19 protein-coding genes are annotated in these 19,681 nt (G+C 41.4%); all 19 read left to right on the forward strand.

Annotation, left to right across the window (positions count from 1 at the left end; translation table 11 throughout):
- Positions 1-17: 17 nt before the first annotated feature.
- The 19 genes from dnaA to G613_RS0110610 all read left to right on the forward strand — a co-directional run bounded on the left by dnaA (position 18) and on the right by G613_RS0110610 (position 19,621).
- Complete coding sequence (gene dnaA / locus G613_RS0110515) at positions 18-1,406, forward strand: chromosomal replication initiator protein DnaA (RefSeq protein WP_022769204.1); 1,389 nt, start codon at positions 18-20, stop codon at positions 1,404-1,406.
- Between the two features lie 2 nt (positions 1,407-1,408).
- Positions 1,409-1,927: a DnaA ATPase domain-containing protein gene (locus G613_RS0110520; protein ID WP_029232600.1), complete on the forward strand. Its 519-nt coding sequence runs from the start codon at positions 1,409-1,411 to the stop codon at positions 1,925-1,927.
- A gap of 26 nt (positions 1,928-1,953) precedes the next feature.
- Positions 1,954-3,303: a replicative DNA helicase gene (dnaB, locus tag G613_RS0110525; RefSeq protein ID WP_029232601.1), complete on the forward strand. Its 1,350-nt coding sequence runs from the start codon at positions 1,954-1,956 to the stop codon at positions 3,301-3,303.
- A 26-nt stretch (positions 3,304-3,329) separates the two neighbouring features.
- The gene (locus tag G613_RS0110530; protein ID WP_029232602.1) at positions 3,330-4,325 is read left to right on the forward strand and encodes an ATP-binding protein; all 996 of its coding nucleotides are present in this window, start codon (positions 3,330-3,332) and stop codon (positions 4,323-4,325) included.
- 149 nt (positions 4,326-4,474) lie between these two features.
- On the forward strand, positions 4,475-4,936 hold the full coding sequence (locus G613_RS0110540; protein ID WP_026522303.1) for a hypothetical protein: 462 nt from the start codon (positions 4,475-4,477) through the stop codon (positions 4,934-4,936).
- A gap of 113 nt (positions 4,937-5,049) precedes the next feature.
- On the forward strand, positions 5,050-6,228 hold the full coding sequence (locus G613_RS0110545) for a replication initiation protein (RefSeq protein WP_026522304.1): 1,179 nt from the start codon (positions 5,050-5,052) through the stop codon (positions 6,226-6,228).
- Positions 6,229-6,242: 14 nt separating this feature from the next.
- Positions 6,243-6,899: a hypothetical protein gene (locus tag G613_RS0110550; RefSeq protein ID WP_026522305.1), complete on the forward strand. Its 657-nt coding sequence runs from the start codon at positions 6,243-6,245 to the stop codon at positions 6,897-6,899.
- Positions 6,900-6,994: 95 nt separating this feature from the next.
- A complete protein-coding gene (locus G613_RS0110555) occupies positions 6,995-8,341 on the forward strand; it encodes a serine/threonine protein kinase (RefSeq protein WP_029232603.1) in 1,347 nt (448 codons plus the stop codon).
- A 2-nt stretch (positions 8,342-8,343) separates the two neighbouring features.
- The gene (locus G613_RS0110560; protein ID WP_029232604.1) at positions 8,344-9,033 is read left to right on the forward strand and encodes a vWA domain-containing protein; all 690 of its coding nucleotides are present in this window, start codon (positions 8,344-8,346) and stop codon (positions 9,031-9,033) included.
- A gap of 12 nt (positions 9,034-9,045) precedes the next feature.
- The gene (locus G613_RS0110565; RefSeq protein WP_026522307.1) at positions 9,046-9,972 is read left to right on the forward strand and encodes a PP2C family serine/threonine-protein phosphatase; all 927 of its coding nucleotides are present in this window, start codon (positions 9,046-9,048) and stop codon (positions 9,970-9,972) included.
- Positions 9,965-10,873, forward strand: coding sequence for a hypothetical protein (locus G613_RS0110570; protein WP_026522308.1), 909 nt, complete (start codon positions 9,965-9,967; stop codon positions 10,871-10,873). The genes G613_RS0110565 and G613_RS0110570 overlap by 8 nt, the downstream gene beginning before the upstream one ends.
- A 321-nt stretch (positions 10,874-11,194) precedes the next feature.
- Positions 11,195-12,292, forward strand: a complete 1,098-nt coding sequence (locus G613_RS0110575; protein WP_035774601.1) for an RNA-splicing ligase RtcB — start codon at positions 11,195-11,197, stop codon at positions 12,290-12,292.
- Complete coding sequence (locus G613_RS0110580) at positions 12,289-13,143, forward strand: hypothetical protein (RefSeq protein WP_029232606.1); 855 nt, start codon at positions 12,289-12,291, stop codon at positions 13,141-13,143. The genes G613_RS0110575 and G613_RS0110580 overlap by 4 nt, the downstream gene beginning before the upstream one ends.
- Positions 13,140-13,769, forward strand: coding sequence for a peptide chain release factor H (gene prfH / locus G613_RS0110585; RefSeq protein WP_029232607.1), 630 nt, complete (start codon positions 13,140-13,142; stop codon positions 13,767-13,769). Before G613_RS0110580 ends, prfH begins: the two co-directional genes overlap by 4 nt.
- Complete coding sequence (locus tag G613_RS0110590) at positions 13,766-14,851, forward strand: AAA family ATPase (RefSeq protein WP_029232608.1); 1,086 nt, start codon at positions 13,766-13,768, stop codon at positions 14,849-14,851. Before prfH ends, G613_RS0110590 begins: the two co-directional genes overlap by 4 nt.
- On the forward strand, positions 14,835-16,697 hold the full coding sequence (locus G613_RS0110595; protein ID WP_029232609.1) for a vWA domain-containing protein: 1,863 nt from the start codon (positions 14,835-14,837) through the stop codon (positions 16,695-16,697). Before G613_RS0110590 ends, G613_RS0110595 begins: the two co-directional genes overlap by 17 nt.
- Before the next feature lie 140 nt (positions 16,698-16,837).
- A complete protein-coding gene (locus tag G613_RS0110600; RefSeq protein WP_029232610.1) occupies positions 16,838-17,764 on the forward strand; it encodes an ADP-ribosylglycohydrolase family protein in 927 nt (308 codons plus the stop codon).
- Positions 17,761-18,360, forward strand: coding sequence for a hypothetical protein (locus G613_RS0110605; RefSeq protein ID WP_029232611.1), 600 nt, complete (start codon positions 17,761-17,763; stop codon positions 18,358-18,360). Before G613_RS0110600 ends, G613_RS0110605 begins: the two co-directional genes overlap by 4 nt.
- Positions 18,335-19,621, forward strand: a complete 1,287-nt coding sequence (locus tag G613_RS0110610) for an RtcB family protein (RefSeq protein ID WP_029232612.1) — start codon at positions 18,335-18,337, stop codon at positions 19,619-19,621. Before G613_RS0110605 ends, G613_RS0110610 begins: the two co-directional genes overlap by 26 nt.
- Positions 19,622-19,681: the final 60 nt, after the last annotated feature.

Here is a 19,681-nt window from a genome sequence, read left to right on the forward strand (position 1 = left end):
GAAGTTAGGAGAAGACCATGACTGATGATGTTTCAATAAGCAATCGAATAGAGGAAAAGTGGGACGAAATTAAGCAGATAGTTCGAAAGGAGTGCTGTCTCACCAATATATCCTATGGCACGTGGATAGAGCCATTGGAGTTTTTGCGATATACAGATGGCGTGGCTTATGTACTTCTTCCGCAGAACAATGCCATGGCAATGGACTATGTAAAAAACAGGTTTTACAGCTTTTTTGTTGAAGCTATGGCTGCTGCTGCGGAGCTGGACGGCCTGATAGATGAGTTGTCAGTGGAGTTCACGTTTGACGCTGAAGAAGTAACAGCGAGAAACGAAGAAAAGATGTCTGAAGAGAAACTGGCACAGCTAAGGGCGAGCCTGAAACCCAAGTTTACCTTTGAAAGCTTCGTTGTTGGAGGTAGCAACAGGTTTGCTTATAGCGCTGCTGTGGCTGTAGCTGAAGACCCAGGGGCTATATACAATCCGCTGTTTTTATATGGAGGACCGGGGCTTGGTAAGACACATCTTCTTCAAGCCATAGGTAATTACATCTGTAGAACGGCGCCTGAGCAGAAAGTCTTATATGTTACTTCTGAGGATTTCACCAATGAGGTTATTGAGTACATCAGGACAGGGCAGGTAGATGAACTGCATGAAAAATACAGGACGGTAGATGTACTGTTGATTGATGACGTTCAGTTCATAATTGGCAAGAAGGCTACGCAGCTTGAGTTTTTCCATACCTTTAATACTTTATATCAGGATGGGAAACAGATAGTTCTTTCCTCGGATCGTCATCCAAAAGAAATAGAGGCTCTGGATGAGAGATTCAGGTCGCGCTTTGAGATGGGATTGACTTCAGATATCCAAAAGCCCGACTACGAGACCAGAATGGCAATTTTGCGAAAGCTCCATGAGGGAAAAATTCTTGATATTGATGACAGCGTTTTTGAGTATATAGCAAATGGGGTTGTTTCTAATGTCAGGGAGCTTGAAGGTGCTTACACAAAGGTTGTTGCTTATTCAAGGCTTAATAAGTTAGAGCACATTGGAGAAGAAGAGGCAAAGCTCGCTCTCCGGGATGATATCGAGGTTGGAAGAGCAAGAAATATCCCTCCGTCAGTAATCATAAGCACTGTAGCAGAGCAGTATAACGTGAGTGTTGATCTTCTTAAGTCCAAAAAGAGGAGTAATGATATTGTTCTTCCAAGGCAGCTTGCAATGTATTTAATCAGGGAATATACGGATACAACGCTCGCTGGCATAGGAAAAGAGTTGGGTGGAAGAGATCACTCAACAGTAAAGAACAGTATTGAGAGGATAACCGACATGCTCTCCACAGATGAAGATGTCAATCAAAAGATAGATGTTATCTGTATGAAGCTGAACCTCAACAAAAAGGAGTAGTTATGTATGCGAGAAATAGAGTGTATACATTTGAAAACTTTGACGTAGACAGAAGAAATAAGTTTGCGTTCGAGGCAGCTAAGGAAGTCACAAACGAACCAGGTGGCAGATTTAATCCTCTTTATCTGTATGGGAAAAGATATGACGGCAAGACACATCTGTTAAAGGCAATGGAGCGAGACCTTCGCGAGAAAAAGCCTCTTTTGGATGTCCTATATGTAAGAGGTGAAGATTTTGATAACGACCTGCTAAGCGCAATTTCTTCAAACCAATATGGGATAGGAATCAAATTGTTCCGCGAAAAGTACCGAAATGTAGATGTGCTTCTGGTGGATGACATTGATTATTTTATGGAAAGACGAGTGGTCCTAAATGAATTCATAAATACCTTTGATTCCCTTTATTTACAAGGAAAACAAATAGTCTTTTCAGCAGACAGGAGGCCTACTGACCTGGGGGAGACGGACAAACTGTTCAGAGGAAAGCTTGAAATGGGACTGGTAATAGGGATAAGGAACTAAAAAACAGTATACGAGGGAGGAAGACAATGAAGGATGAAAATGTATTGCGGCGGGTTCCGCCGAATAATCAGGAAGCAGAGCAATCTGTAATAGGGGCAATGATACTTGACAGAGGCGCAATCAAAACAGCTGCTGAAATACTGATTGAAGATGATTTCTATTACAGACAGCTGGGAACGATGTTCTCTACGATGGTAGAGCTGGAGAAAGAGGAAAGCGCTGTTGATCCGGTTACTCTGCAAAATCGACTCAGAGAAAAGAATGTTTCTCCTGAGGTTTGTAGTGGCGAGTTTATCGCAGGGCTGGTAGAAAAAGTACCGACATCAGCCAATGTAAAGTATTACGCCAACATCGTAAAAAATAAGTCTATGCTACGTAAGTTGATCAAGGCATGTAATGATGCTGAGAACGCGTGCTATACAGAATCTGATAATGTGATTGGGGTTTTAAACGATGCTGAGAAAACAGTACTGGATGTAACTCAGAAGAGAAGTGCAGGAGATGTTGTCCCTATCGATCAAATTGTCATGGATGCACTTAACCTTATGGAAAAGGCAAGCAAAATGCAGGGGCATGTTACCGGTGTTGCAACGGGCTTTACTGATCTGGATTATAAGACCACTGGTTTTCATTCAGCGGATCTGGTGCTTATAGCTGCTCGTCCTGCTATGGGAAAGACTGCTTTTGCCTTAAACATGGCAGAGTACATGGCGCTACATGATAACAGATGCGTTGCAATCTTTTCTTTAGAGATGCCAAGAGTCCAGCTGGTCAACAGGCTTATTGCGATGGATTCCCGTGTTAATTCAGAAAACATTAAGAGCGGAAATATGTCCGATGGAGAATGGAGCAGCGTTGTTGATAGTGCCAATGTTATAAGTAAGTCCAAGCTCATTATAGATGATGCCCCTATAATCACTCTTCAGGATATTCAGGCAAAGTGTAGAAAATTCAAGGCACAGTCCGGATTGGACGCTGTCTTTATCGACTATTTACAGCTTGTGAAATATAAGCAGGGCAGAAATGGCCCATCTTCAAGGCAGGAGGAGGTTGCAGAGATTTCCAAATCGCTAAAAGCGCTTGCCAGAGAGCTTGAAATACCGATTATTGCTCTTTCACAGCTGAATCGTGATACAGAGAAGAGAACGGATCATATCCCAATGCTGTCTGACCTTAGAGAATCAGGATCTATCGAGCAGGATGCTGATATGGTGATGTTTATTCATAGAGAAGATGTATATGATCACGACTGTGAAGAAAAGAACGTTGCCCAGATTATTATCGCGAAGCAGAGAAGTGGCCCTACAGGAACGGTAAAGCTGGCATGGCTTCCAGAGTATACGAAGTTTGCAAATCTTGCACCAGAGAGAAAATAGTTTATCAGTTTCGCGGAGGAGATAACATGCCACTTACTAATAACCAATACAACAGCATTATGCAGCAATATGAAGATTTGCGCATTCGCCACAGACGTGAGCGGGAGGAAAAGCTGCAAAAAATATATGAGACCGTCCCCGGATATAAGGAGCTTGATGGGCAGACTTCTACTGCCAGTGTGGAGTTTGGCAGACGAATTATAGCCGGAGAGAAATTGGATAAAAACATTTTGGATTCAAAATTAAAAGCTTTAGCCGCTCAAAAGGCGGAGCTTTTAAAGAACGCTGGCTATACAGCAGACTACCTGGACTTCGAATACAAGTGCAAGGATTGTAAGGATACAGGATATATAGGGAATGAAAAATGCCACTGCTTTAAGCAGAAGATAATTGAGACTCTATATGACAAGTCAAATCTCCGGGCGCTGACCGAGGAGTGCAATTTTGCGAACATGACTGAGTCGTATTACAAGGGTGAGGATCTGGTTAAGTTCAGAGGATTAAGAAAGGCTGCTGAAGAGTTCATTGATACCTTTAACACTGATTATAAGAATCTCTTTATATATGGTCCGGTTGGCACGGGTAAAAGCTTTATGACCATTTGTGTAGCAGATGAACTATTAAAGAGAGGAAACTCAGTTATTTACTTTGGCTCCATTGGCTTATTTGAGCTTATTTCGGAATATGCATTTGATTTCAATAACAAGGCCTGGTTAAGAGCGGTATATGATGACCTGTACGACTGCGACCTCCTAGTTATTGATGACCTTGGGACAGAGATAACAGGCAATTTCGTGAGCAGAGAACTGTTTTCCCTGCTTGAAGAACGGAAAAACCGCAAAAAATCAACAATCATTACCACAAATTACTCTCTTGAGGGTCTGCAGAGTATTTATTCTGACAGAATTTTTTCTAGGATTACTGGGAATTATAAGATCCTCAAGTTGTCAGGACCGGATATCCGTAAAGAAAAGAAACTTGCCCAAAAAGACTTGGAAAGTAAGCGTAGTAATACTGACTGATATGGTATGCGACGTACCCGGAAGAGGCAGAAACCATGGATATTCCAGTGCTTTGGATAATCACAAATGAAGATGTTACCCCACCTTGGGGTAGGATTGCCAGGATAAAATGCCAGGTAGTATAGTTGATGTATTAGGAGGTATTTGTCATGGACAGTAACTATGATTTTCAGAAGTTTGCCGATTTTATGAATGATTGGAATTTAATGGAGAAATTTAGCGATTCAGTACTGAAGGGACTGAGGTTTTCAGTAATCTTCCTTGAAGGAGAAGGAGCTTTTTGCGACTGGATGGTTAGCTTTACATCTAATAAGAAAATGCAGCTTGCTGAAGCAGAAGAGACCAGGAAAGAGAGCCTTCGAAGGATATTTGGTGGCTATGATATCGAGTACGATCCGGATGACTATTTTTTTGAAGTAGATGATGAAGAATTCATAGAAAACGCTGTGGATGAGTATAACGTTGCACCAACTGTAGAAGAGCTCATAGATACAACATTTGAGGCTCTTATAGATCTGGCGAAGAGCACAGCTTTTGATGATGATAATGCCAAGGATGTTGAAAAAAGGCTACTTGGTAAGAAGGCTGAGGCGATTGAAGCTATCGGTTGAGTGAAAAATCATAAGAATATTGTAAAAATGCGCAGAGTGGTCAAAATATGTCCACTCTGTTTTTTATACTCTAAGGGGATGTATACATTTTGAATTGTTGGGAGAGGTGAAGTATGAAAACAGAAGAACGTAACGAGCTTATAGTTAGGAGCAAGGACTATAAGAAGTCAAATGAACTTATTAATGCGATGGGCATAGGTACTGCTCTCAGCCAGAAGCTCTTTGCTGTTGGAATGCTTAACATGCATATAGATGAGACCAACAACGTTGTGGCAACAATACAGGGGACGCAGCTTAGAAAGCTGTTTAATTCAACCTCTGGGTCTCTGTATCAGCATATTGAAGAACTTTGTGACCAGCAGATCAAAGGCTCTACTATTTTCCAATGGCAATTACTCTTCAAGGACAAGGAAAACGGGAAGATAGAAGCACACCAGGTTGTGACTGATGCAATTTTTGAAAAGGGTGTTCTTACTCTAAGGTATAACAACTACCTTACTGATAAGATCACGAATTTGAAGAAAGGCTACACGACACTAAGCCTTGCGGAGACGCTCAGCCTCAAGAGTGTATATTCCTTGAGAATGTATGAGATTTTCAAGTCGGCCTATGATTATCAGAAAGCCTTAAAGAAGAATATTAACGAATGTGTCCTGGAGTATTCGCTGGTGGAACTAAAGCTGGAACTTGGAATAATAACTACCGGTGGAAATAAGGAGATCAAAGCAGAGCTCGAGAAAGAATACCCCAACTACGAAAGAATTGGGGAAATTGTAGACTCCATGGGGGATAAGGCCAATAACAAATACAAGGAGTATAAGGTTTTTAACAGGAATGTCCTGAGTAAGGCAAAAGAAGAACTTAACGAGAAAACCTGCATCCAAATGGACTATGAGCCTATGAAGAGCGGCAAAAGAGCCACCGGAGTGAGGTTCTTCATTGCCAGAAAAGATCTTGTGGAAGAACCTGTAGAGCAGAAAGCTACATTGACTGATGATCTTTTGGACGAGTTATATGACCTGATGCATGAGAACTTCAGGCTCAGAGAGATTCGGGAGATAGCAGATGCCGCGGAGTATGACGCTGAGAGGATTCGAAAAGCATACAACTATATGCTGAACTATAGCAATCCTATTGATAACGCAATAGCCTTTATGAAGGATTGCATTAAGAAGGAATACTACAATCAGGAAAAGAAGCCATTTTTCCCAAAGAAGAATTCATTTAACAATATTATGCAAAGAGACAACATCGATTTTGATGAGATGGAAAGACTATTGGTAGATAACTAAGAACGAGGTGAATCATGAGTAGTAAAGCAAAAAAGAAAAAACATAATGCATATAGCACAGGACTTTTTGCAGGAATGCCTGTCTTAGCAGAAAGAGCTGCTGACTCAAATCGTAATGAGCTATCTAAGAAATTCATACAGGTGTCAAAAGAGTTTGACACTATGATGAATGAGGTTAATGGAAAGAGTAAGACTAAGAAATATATGACATTTTGGCTGGATTTTGAGGGGCAGAACCTGTTTGATCAGTATATCGATATGTCGTATTTAAGTGATGATTTTGAGGATGCCAATTTCTTTTTGGTTGATGCAGGTTCCAAGTATGAGGCGGCCAGGCAGTTTGTAACCGGGAAATATAATGACCTGATAAGACGAAATAAGAGATCCGAAATACAGAATATGTGTCTGGAATACATCTTTGAGGAACTGTCAGAGGGCGAACACGTTCAGGTAGAAGGCAAGATTGGGCACTTGATAAGTGCAATTGAGAATCTCATGGAAGCTTATGAGATTGATGATGCTTCCTCTGAAGAAATGGATCCATTTAAGATGTTCTTCAGTAAGAGTAATGTAAGCGAGCTTTTTACGCCAGAGGTAGAACTGGAGTTATTCATTAAGGAGAATATCCATAACGTTGGAGTGTTGGAATTAAAAACTTTTCTTCAAACATAAGGCAAATCCTAAATAATTTACAGGTGTAGACAATCTTTGTCCTATCTCTTTTGTAATATGTTGAATGAAAAAGAAAAGTGAATAGGAAAAGTCTTATGAAAAGGAAGGATAAATCAAATAGTGAGTTCTCTGCAGGGAGTGAATTCTCCGCAAGGAGCGGAAACAAGTATTCAATACAAAGATTGATTGGCGAGGGTGGTCAAGGTTGCGTTTACGAGGCTTCTTGCGAGGGAGAAAAATATGCCCTCAAGTGGTATAAAACAGGAACGCAGGGAAGACCTGAACAGAAAGAAATCATAGAAAACCTGATCAGAAGAGCAAAACCGTCTGAGGCCTTTTTGTGGCCAATTGACCTAATTGAGCATGGGGATGAGTTCGGATATGTCATGCTATTAAGGCCGCCAGGGTATTTAAGCATTCCGGCTTTACTGTCAAGAAAAGCGGAGCCGTCATTTATGACAATCTGCAAGATTGGATATAATCTCGTGGCAAATTACAGAAAGCTCCATGCGAGCGGATATAGTTATTGCGATATAAATTTCGGCAATGTTTTTTTTGACGCTGAGACAGGTGATGTTCTGATATGTGACAACGATAATGTGACTATAGATGGCATGAAGCAATCACTGGCAATGGGAACTATAGGGTTTATGGCACCCGAATTGGTAATGGCATGTGAAAATCATACGTCAGAGCGCCCATCAACAGTCACTGATTTACATTCGCTTGCGGTGTTATTGTTTTATCTTTTTATGATTGCAGATCCATTCCAAGGGGAGCTTGTCAATAAGATAAGATGCTATGATCTGGCGGCAAAAGTTCAGATTTATGGCAAGAATCCAGTGTTTATTTTTGATCCTGTAGATAAGAGCAATAGACCAGTTAAAGGCATTGATGACAATGCCATTATTTTTTGGAATTTGTATCCGGATTATTTTAAGGATTTGTTTGTCAGGACCTTTACAGACGGTTTACATTCACCCAAAAAGCGAGTGCAGGAAATTGAATGGCAGAATGCAATCATCAAAATGATGGATGAGATGATCACTTGCCAGAATTGTGGGGCGGAAGTGTTTTACAATCCACTGATAGAAAAGTCGCATGCGGCTCATACGTGCTGGTTTTGTGGGAACTCTTTATGTGTTCCAGCCAAGCTTGAAATTGGTGATATGACAATACTGTTGAATTCTGAGTCAAAGATATCAGAGCACCATATTAAAAGAAATTACAACATGGAAAAGACAGTTGCAAGAATTACAAGGCATCCAACTTATTCGAATGTCTGGGGACTAAAAAATGAAAGCACACAAAACTGGATATATGAAAACAGTAGTGGTGAACAACAAATAGTAAAACCAGGAAAGTCTGCAACAGTTTCTCACAATGCAAAAATACTGTTTGGAGAAGCAACTGGAGTATTTAGAACGAAAGGGGAACAATAAAAATGAAACGACCAGGAAGAGAGTTGGCTAATAGATCTTTACACTTTATTTGGATGGTTGATTGCTCAGGATCAATGTCAGGGGACAAGATATCAGCCGCAAATTACGCTATTAAGGATGCCATACCGGGTATGAGGCAAGCTGCTGAAGAAAATCCTAATGCGCAGCTTTTGGTAAGAGCGTTGAGGTTTGATAATGGTGCGTCCTGGATAACTCCTGCACCTACGCCCGTTGAAGATTTTGATTGGGATCCATTGGATGCAGCAGGTCTTACTGCGATGGGAGCTGCATATGGGCTGCTATGCGATCAGCTGGAGATGCCTCCGATGCCAGAAAGAGCTCTTCCACCTGTAATTGTTATGCTCTCTGATGGTAATCCTACAGACGAGTATAAAGCAAATCTGGATAGACTATTAAAGCTTGCGTGGGGAAAGAAAGCAGTTAGAATTGCTATCGCAATTGGAAATGATGTGGATAGAGCCATATTGGAGGAATTCACATGTAATCCAGAACTTGTTTTAAAGGCTGAGAATGCAGCGCAATTATCAAGTATGATCAAATGGGCTTCCACTGTCGCTAAGCAAGTATCTTCTCCAGTCAGCATGGCTGTTACGTCGGATACTGATGGTGGTGATATGCCAATCGATATATCTGGCATTTCCAGTGGTGATGCCTCAGTTTCTGTTTGGTGATAGGAGCATTCAATGGGGATAAACACATATGCCAAGACGGTTCAAGGATCAAGCCACATCAGAGTCAAGAAAGTGTGTGAAGATTACTCCTGGTATGATAAGCACAAGAATATGCGCGATTGGACCGTCTGCGCTGTAGCGGATGGTCATGGAAGTGATAAGTGTAAATATAGCCATGATGGATCAAGACTTGCTGTTGCAGCTTTCTGTAAAGTGGTTCGCGATGCTATGGAGAATGATTCTGAAACACTAAATCATATGCAGATAAATGAGCTTCTGTGCCAGGAGTTTGTTGTAAATGTTAAGCGGGAGTGGAAGAAGAGAGTAATTGAACTCCATTTAGCAAATCAAAGAGAAACGGATAATTCTTCTATGAAGAGGACATCTGTTAAACTGGCACATGTTAAAGCCGAGGACATGAACTACTCCAATAAAGAGATTGATTATTTGTTGTATGGAACTACATTGATCGGGGTAGTACAGGACAATGATAATACTATGATATTTCAAATTGGAGACGGTGATGCGGTGTATGTGGACAGAAAAGGGGCTGTTCATCTGACAGAAAGCGATAATCTATTAGGCGTTGAAACACATTCCCTGGCAGAGGAAGATTACACTGATCACACGAAGTTAAAGATCTTGAATTTTGGTAAAACGGAAAAAAATCCGTTCATGATAATTCTAACCACGGATGGATTTAGTAATTCATATACAGATGATAAAGCTTTTTTGGACACATGCTTTGAGTATTTTTATTTTGCAAAGAATAAAGGTTTCAAACGGCTATGTGATGGATTAGGAGATAATAGGACTGGTTGGCTTAGAGAAATAAGCGATGGCGGTTGTGGTGATGATGTTTCGATTGCAATGCTGTATTATAAGCCAAATATAAAGGATTATCTCAGACTTTTCACAAGGAAATACCTGAATGCCTAGGAAAAATGATGCTGAATTAAGACTGATTAGCACAATATTCTCTAGTCGGCAAAAGAAGAATAATGAACTGTATACCAGATTTTCCGGAATAATGATTCCAAAATCACGACTTAATAAGGCGATAAAGCTTTACAATGAGCGGATCGTAAGTATCGATACCATCTATCACGCTCATCGTACGGTCTTGGATCCAAAGAGTAAGGATTTTGAAGATAAGCTGATTCTGGTAGCAAATGCTCATGTTCGTGGGAAGATGTCGATGGAGACTGTACAGGTGAAGCTTATAACTTACGGTATAGTTGATGCGTTCTGTGAAAAATGCGGCAGAAAGTCAGATGGGCAAGATAGAAAAGATGCTGCCAAACTGTGTGAGCATGAAATTGCTGTACTGAAATATATAGACGACTATCTTGTTGCGGGGAATGAGTATTTTGGAGCAGATTCCAACAATAATCTCAAATATTATGCAGAGGTGCTTGCGGGAACCAGGAGTGTGGACTCTTTAAAGCTTGTTTCTCGAAAAAGCAGCTTGGAATCACGATATTTGGGTGATTTTCCTGGCATGAGTACGTTGATTGATAGGGTAACCGGAGTATTTCTGTCGGATTCATGTCTGTGGAGCAGTGATAAAAGAATCAAGGCAGTTATTCTTGATGTAATGCCTGAAAAACGATTAGAAAAAAACATAATCAGGATACTGATAGATGAAGGCATAAATGAAGACCTGGAAATCCGCAAAGACATAGAGGGGATAGCCAATAGGTATATTTCAATCCTGGTGTATGAGTATGGTGTAGGAATGGAAGTTGCTAGATCCATCGCCTATTTTTGGATTATTTGCTATGAACGTATTATGGGGAAAAGCAAAAAAAATAATAAAAATCTTGACATGGACATATAATGTCCGATATATATGATAGTGTAATAACAGAAACAACAAACAAAGATTTTTCATGATTCTAAAATGAATTTCAAGAAAGGAGGACGATCATGAAACACACGATGAATACTAACAACATAGCAGCAATAGACAACAGGGGCATGATTGTCCGCCGTCTTTATTTCTAAAACTATTTCACACAAAGAAAAAGGACTGGTATAAGGACAAGACTTTAGGCCTCTGAGGATTAGAGGTGTTTTTTGTGTACTCATTTACACAAGCACCTGCAACGGAGGTTTTATTTTGATACCAGTAAAAGGAAAATATTCAGATGCCATGATCATGTGCATGGGAGATATCGCTGACGGAAATGTTGATCAGTATGCGATTGCCCAGGTTCAGATGATCAGTGACATCGAAGCTACTAAAGGTAGCAAGATCCGTGTAATGCCTGACGTTCACCCTGGAAAGGTTGGACCTATCGGTCTCACAATGACTGTTACAGAAGCAGTGCTTCCTGCACTCATCGGAATCGACATTGGTTGCGGTATGAGCATGGTAAAGATTGGAAAGATCAGAAAGGATTTCCAGAAGCTCGATACAGTAATCAGAGATAACGTTCCGGTTGGATTCAAGGTAAGAAACGCTGTTCACAGGGATGCATCAGATTTTGACCTCGGAAGACTCAACTGCTTTAAGCACATCAGAGATGATAAGGCAATGCTTAGTATCGGAACTCTTGGCGGAGGGAACCACTTTATTGAGCTTGATGCAGACGAGAATGGAGAGGGATATCTGATCATTCACAGTGGCAGTCGTCACCTTGGCAAGGAAGTTGCTGAGTATTACATGGATAAGGGACACAAGTACTTAATGGAACATGGAAAAGAGGATGTTCCATATGAACTCACATACCTTACAGATGAGCTCCTTTCTGATTATATCCATGATCTTCAGGTGGTTCAGGAATATGCTGAGCTTAACCGTCACATTATCATGAGAGAAATCTGCAAGGGAATGAAGTGGAAGGTAACAGATGAAAAGAGCTGCATCCACAACTACATTGAGCAGGCTGATGGAGCAGCTATCCTTAGAAAAGGTGCCATCTCCGCTAAGGAGAATCAGGAGGTGATCATACCAGTAAATATGAGAGATGGCGTAATCCTTGGCGTAGGAAAGGGAAACACTGAGTGGAACAGCTCAGCACCTCATGGCGCTGGAAGAATCTCATCAAGAGAGAAGGTTACAACCAGCCACACAGTGTCTGAGTTTAAAGCTTCCATGAAGGGAATTTATACAAGCTGCATCAGCAAGGACACACTGGATGAGGCACCCTTTGCTTACAGGGATATTGATTACATTAAAGAGGCTGTAAAGGAGACTGTAGAGATCACAAAGCTCCTTAAGCCAGTTTATAACTACAAAGGAGGCAATGCTTGAAGATTAAGTTTGATAAGTATCATATCAAGCTGAGAAATGCCGAGCATACGATACTTATCCCCAGAAATACCGCTGGTATTCACTGGAACGCTGTTGGCGGTGAATGGGGAAATGAGCTTATCGGTGACAGAGAAGCTTTATATGCACTTTTATATTCATGTGCGGTGCTTACATATGATCACAATAAGATAATCTATTTCCCCATTAAGGAAAACAAGCTTAATGAAGAGGATTTTCTCGACTACAAGCATGATGTCGTGTTCACTACATACAAGAGCGGTCTCCATGTCAGTGATTGGAAGGAATACAGACAGATTATCAGAAAAATGACACCGCAGACTTATTCTTTCAATTACGACAGAAAAAGAATTGATGCTCATGCAAAAGAGATAGAGGATCAGGAGTATTGGCACTACAAGGTAAGGGAAAGAACTTGCATCGGCTACGAAAAGGATGCTTTTGATACCTGGTTCGTAGCACTTGATGGAGAGGCTTACCTTTCCGGCTATGGGGCACTACGAGAAATGGCAGACAGACCAATGGAAAACGAATTTGTGAAGTGCCAGGGTTATCCTCCATTCAGGACTTTTCTTACTTATGAGCCCGCAACACGGTATGGGGGCAGCTATAGTGATAAGTACTGCTATGGTTTTATGTTTTACGATACTTCTCTTGTTCCAGCGATGAGAGCATACATAGAAAAAATCCGTAGTGAAAAGAAGTTCGATGAGAAAAAGAAAAAGCTTGTAGTAAATGAACATGACACAACCAAGACCAAGAGCGACCTTAGAAATATCAGGGTAGCAAAAAAGAAAAAGACCAAGAAAGAGGAAGAGGTAGTAGAAATATGATATTACAGATCAGCTCTGGAATGGGCCCAGTTGAATGTAGAGCAGCTGTAGGCGGCATTTTCAGAGCGTTACAGAAGGAATTTCCGGATATAGAGATGATTACAGGCGTGAAAGGAGAGGTAGAAGGAGCCTATTCATCAATCATTTTTACTTCAGAACAGGACTTGTCAGCCCTTGAAGGGACAATGCAATGGGTGTGCAAGAGTGGCTACAGACCGGGTCACAAGAGAAAGAACTGGTTTGTAGACGTAAGCATAATCGAAGAGCCTGATGAAGTGGATGAGAAGATTACGGAAGACAAGATAAGAATCGAAAAGTTCCACAGTGGAGGACCGGGCGGACAGCACGTTAACAAGACAGAGTCAGGGGTTAGGATCATTCATCTACCTACAGGTATTACCGTGTCCTCCACCAAGGAAAGAAGCCAGTTTATGAACAAGCAGGACGCACTCAAGAAGCTTTCTGCAATTCTCAAACAGACAAACGTAGATAGTAAGGATAAACAGAAAAACAGCGCGTGGAGTAAACATGCTCAGATAGTTCGTGGTAATCCAGTGCGCATTTATGAAGGTGAGAGCTTTAAGCTTATCTTCGTAAAGGAAGAAGAGGAGAACGAAGATTTATGAATCTACCAGTAACAGTAAATCAGGAGGAATTACTGGATATTCTGCTTAATATTGCACCTGCAAGACCAGTATTTATCTGGGGAGCTCCAGGAATCGGCAAGTCTGCTCTTGTAGAGGAGTTCTCTATGGAGGTTGGACTTGAGTGCGTTTCACTTCTTGGAAGCCAGCTTGCACCAGAGGACATCATTGGTATTCCTCAGATCAGAGGAGAGACATCAGAGTTTCTCCCTCCTAAGATGATCGCAAGAAAAGAGCCATATGTTCTTTTCCTTGATGAGCTCAATGCATGCTCACAGGAGGTACAAAAGGCATTTTATAGCCTTATCTATGAGAGAAGGATTGGTGAATACCACCTTCCTGAGGGCAGTATTGTAATTGGCGCAGGAAACCGAACACAGGATGCAGCAATAGTTAAGACAATGTCCAGCGCACTTATTAACAGAATGTTTCATGTTCAGCTCAAGCCAGATGTAAAGAGCTGGCTCACATGGGCTTATGGAAACGGGATCCATAGCTGGGTAACTGATTATATCAGCCAGAGACCAGATCACCTTTTCTCAGAGCCACCAAAGACAGAAGAGCCTTTCTCTACACCAAGATCATGGCATATGCTGAGCGATGCACTTAAAGAATTTGGAGCCGGGGAGAAAGAAATCCCAATCGAGACAGTCAGAATGCTTGCTTACGGAAGCATTACAGCCAGTCACGCTGGAATGTTCGCGGCATTCGTAAAGCAGCTTGATAATAAGTACCTTCTTGAAGATATCATCAAGGGAGATGCAAGATGGCCTGAGAAGCCTGAGGACAGGGATGTTCTCTACTTCCTTGCACAGTCTTTCAGAGCAAGACTTCTTCATGACCTTCCTCAGAAGAAGGCTGAGATTGACAAGAAGAACCAGTACTTTGCACACCGAGCAAAGTCTCTTTTAAAGGAACTTGCACAGCTCAACTACGAGCTTGCACAGATGGTTGTATCTGCTGATGACGGCAAGGTACTTCCTGAGTGGTTCATGATTGAGATTGTAAGAGATCTTCCCAGGCTTGTAGCACAGGAGAAGAAAAAGGATGGGAAAACAGCATAAGGAAAGAGACAATCCAAACCTTGTTCAGCTTAGAAAGGGAATAGACCTTGTATATGAAAATGATGTTTTCAGTCATTTTGTAGCTTATTACCTTGAGATGGCAGGCAAGGGAGAAATTGGAAAAAAGACACCTGCATGTTCGAAGTCAGATGGAACAATACTTGTAAACAAGCAGATCAGCCTTGCACCTAAGCAGTGGGCTTTCGCTATAGCTCACTGCATTCTTCACAACTGCTTTGGTCACTATGATCTTGATAAGATACCAGGTTATATGGTTGAGGATGCATCAGGAAAGCAGGTCAAGAAAGCTAGCTTTAATATGAAGCTTTGGAATATTGCCTGCGATATCTATGTAGACAGATTTCTTCATGACATAAAGTTCGGAGAACCACTTAATCAGTCACCGGTAGGAACAATCCCTTTCAGTATTATGGAGGATGAGTATAAGATTTATGACTATCTTGTAAGGGAACACTGGGATGAGAACAATAACATCTATGGAGTGGGAGACCTTGATTCCATGGACATGATTGGCCTGGATAAGCCAATTGAGTACGGCATCGACAGATGGGGCAGACAGGAAAAGAATGAGTTTGCCAGTGATTTTGCGTATTATCTTGCAAGGTCCGTATCAAACGCAATCGACTATGTTTCTGATCATGAGGAGGAAAACTCTTTTGGAAGAAGCATAGCCAGCTGGTTTATAAATGCATTTCCGCTTCTTGGTGCTATTGCAGCATCATTCAATGTGGTTGATGACATTGAAGAATGCAGAAAGTACGACATCAGCATAGCTGCTGTGGATGCCTATGAAGGCATAATCTACATCAATACTTCCAAGAACATGTCAGAGGAAGAGTGGAGATTTGTCATGGCGCATGAGTTTCTTCATGCAGCACTTCTCCATCACAGAAGATCTGCTGGGAGGGACCCATATCTTTGGAATATTGCTACTGACTATGTGATCAACGGCTGGCTTTTTGAGATGCAGATAGGTGTTATGCCCGAGGGAGTACTTTATGACCCTGCGCTTAAGAACATGTCTGCGGAAGAGATTTACGACATGATCTGCCAGGATATGAGAACTTATATGAAGATGAATACCTTCAGAGGCAATGGTCAGGGTGACATCATGGGAAGAAGAGCTCCAAGTATGTTTGATGGTTCAGGAAGAGGAGTATCCCTTGATGAGTTTTATAGGAATTCACTTACTCAGGGACTTGAGTATGAAACTGGCAGACGTGGCAGAGGCTCTATTCCGTCAGGGCTTATTGAAGAGATCAGAGCACTTGCTGTGCCTCCTGTACCTTGGGATGTAAAGCTTTCAGAATGGTTCAATGCTCATATCAGGCCACTTGAAAAGCACAGAAGCTATGCGCATCCAAGCAGAAGGCAGAGCTGCACACCTGATATTCCAAGAGCAAGATATGTTGTTACAGAGAGCAAAGAAGCATCAAGAACTTTTGGAGTAATAATTGATACTTCAGGGTCTATGACTCCTGCAGATATCGGGAAGGCACTTGGCGCTGTGGCGAGTTATTCCGCTGCGAGGGATGTACCTGCAGCAAGAGTAATCTTCTGCGATGCGGATGCATATGACGCAGGCTACATGACACCTGATGATATCGTTGGAAGAGTAAAGGTTATTGGAAGAGGTGGCACCAGGCTTCAACCTGCAATTGACATGCTTCAGAACGCAAAGGATTTTCCAAAGGATGGTCCAATCCTCATTATCACAGATGGCGAGATTGACCAGCACCTTGATATAAAGAGGGAACATGCATATATCATGCCTGTTGGGTGCAGGCTTCCTTTCAAGGCAAAGGGCGAAGTTTTCTATATGTAAAAATGGTATGATGAGCTTTAATGCCCGATGTAGCCTAAGACTCGGCAAGTAGGCAAGAATATGGTAGACATATAGTGTCTTTGCTGTTCTGTATAATAGAATCATAAGGAACTGACAACGCGCTTAAAGAGGAGAGAAGGATGTTAGGAGCTATTATCGGTGATGTATACGGGAGCATATATGAATTTGACAATGAAAAAGACAAAAGCAAGATAAAGCTGAGCAGATTCAGCACCCCAACAGACGACAGTATAATGACAATAGCTATATCTAAAGCACTTCTGATATGCTACGACGAGCTTATTAGCAAGACCGAAGATTATGAAAAGCATTTATATGATAAATGCGAAGAAATAATGGTTGCTTATGGTAACGCATATTCACGTAAGGGTTATGGCGGGCGTTTTAGAAAATGGCTGGTTGATCCAAACAGAAAACCCTATGGAAGTTATGGTAATGGCTCTGGTATGAGAGTATCACCAGTTGGATGGATGTTTGATTCCCTGGAAGATACTCTTAACATAGCAAGGATAACAGCTGAGCCTACTCATAATCATCCTGAGGGTATAAAAGGAGCACAAGCTATAGCTGCAGGAATATATCTTCTTAGAATGGGAAAGACCAAAGAAGAAGTGAAGAAGTATATAGCAGAGACATTTGAATATGATCTGGACAGAAAACTAGATGACATCAAAAAACACTATAAGTTCGAGGTTTCTTGTCAGAAATCTGTTCCTGAAGCAATTATTTCCTTTTTAGAGGGTGAATCCTATGAGGAAGTCATTCTCAATGCCATCTCTTTAGGCGGGGATAGTGACACAATTGCATGTATGGCAGGTGCTCTTGCAGAAGTTATATATAAGATCCCGGATTATATAAGAGAAGGTGTGATTGAAAATATTTCAAATCAGCATGAGCTAAAGCCAAGGGACTTTGAGTTCTACAACAAAGTGGTTCTAAAAAAGAAAAATCCTAATTTCCACGAGCCACCGGTTGAATTTGAGTATAGTAAATTTAATCCTTTAGAGTATCTGAAGGACTTGGGTTTGGGAAGGAATCTGGAATGAACGCAAGTGATGTTATAAATAGGATAACTGAATACTTTGATAAGGAAGAATTAAAATATGATTACAATGAAGAACTAATGCGTTTTGACTATGGGTTCTGCATAGATAATGAGATTGTTCAGAAGGTAGATTGCTTAATACTGGTAGATTCTGATGGAGATGATTGCCAGATAGTAGGATATCCGAACATAAAGGCTAAGCTGGAAACCAAGAAAGAATTGGAATCACTTTTGTTTGGAATTAACTGCAATACGTTCCGGGGAATCTGGCAATTATGCAATGACGAGGTTCGCTATATAAGAACTCTTGCATTGGAGGGTGATGCTGTTCTTACAGATGAGATGCTTGATATGGCTGTATTCAGTGTTCCAAATATCATAGCGAAATACGCCGATTCCATGGTGGCAGTAGTAATGGGATATTCTAAAGCTGATGATGAGCTGAAAAAGCTGTATGACGAGGATGGTGATGCAGATGATCAGAGCGAAGATGCTGAGGAAACTTCCAACCAGACAGAATGTAACTTTGATGAACTTGAAAGCATTTTATTATGGGTAAAAGGTGATAAGGATGAAGGAGATAACAGGAAAGTATAATACCGCAAAGGTATTCACTGATAATTGCGAAGATGTTTGTGTTGAGCAGATAAGAGACTTACTGGACCAGGAGCCATTTCGTGATTCAAAGGTTAGGATAATGCCTGACTGCCACGCAGGAAAGAGCTGTGTTGTTGGTTTCACTGCAGATTTGGGAGACAAGATCATTCCTAATGTAGTAGGTGTAGATATTGGCTGCGGAATGTTGACAGTAGAACTTGGCAAGGAAGCCATTGATTTTGACAGGCTTGATAAGGTGATAAGGCAGTATGTTCCTTCTGGCAGAGAAGTAAATGAAGGCCGTCTCATGAGGTTCCCAAAGCTTCAGGATATGAAGTGCTACCGCGAGCTTCAGGACACCAAGAAGATGGAAAGAGCTATAGGATCACTTGGCGGTGGTAACCATTTTATAGAGATTGACAGGGATGAGGATGGTAACCAATACCTTGTAATTCACACCGGAAGCAGAATGCTTGGAACAAGGGTTTGCGAGATATATCAGAAGATGGCTGTTGGCCTCCACACAGGCAAGGAAGCACTTTGGGATGAGGAGGACAGAATCAAGAGGGAATATAAGGCAGCTGGAAGAAGATCAGAAATTCAGGAAGTGATCAAGGAACTTCACCGTAACTTTAGACAGACCGCTCCGGATCTTCCGCTTGACCTATGCTTCTTGCATGGAAAGTACAGTCAGGACTATTTATATGATATGAAGATTTGCCAGGAATTTGCTGATGAGAACAGGCACATGATTGCTAGGATGATCATTGATAACTATGGATTCAAGCCTCTTGTAGAGTTCACTACAGTTCATAACTATATTGATCATGATAGTAACATAGTAAGAAAGGGCGCTGTTTCAGCGAAGAAGGATGAAAGGCTCATTATTCCCATCAATATGAGAGACGGATCTCTGATTTGTGTCGGAAAGGGCAATGATGATTGGAATCAGTCAGCTCCTCATGGTGCTGGAAGAAGGTTCTCCAGGACAGAGGCTTTCAATAGATTCACAGTAGAAGAGTTCGAGAAGGCTATGAGTGAGGCAGGCATCTACACTACATGTGTCAATCATTCAACGCTGGATGAGAGCCCGTTCGCTTATAAGGGCATGGGTGATATCGTAGATAATATCGCGCCTACAGCTGATATTGTTAAGGTCATAAAGCCTGTATATAACTTCAAGGCCAATAGTACCACTGTCAAGAAGACAGCAAAGCAGATAGAAAAGGAAAATGAGAGCGATAATTCTAATGAAGAGTAATGTGCGTTAATTCGTTCGCGGCCAGATAGTAAACCGAATGAATAATACCATAAATAAATT

It is taken from the genome of Butyrivibrio sp. VCB2006, assembly GCF_000420945.1.
Taxonomy (GTDB): domain Bacteria; phylum Bacillota; class Clostridia; order Lachnospirales; family Lachnospiraceae; genus Butyrivibrio.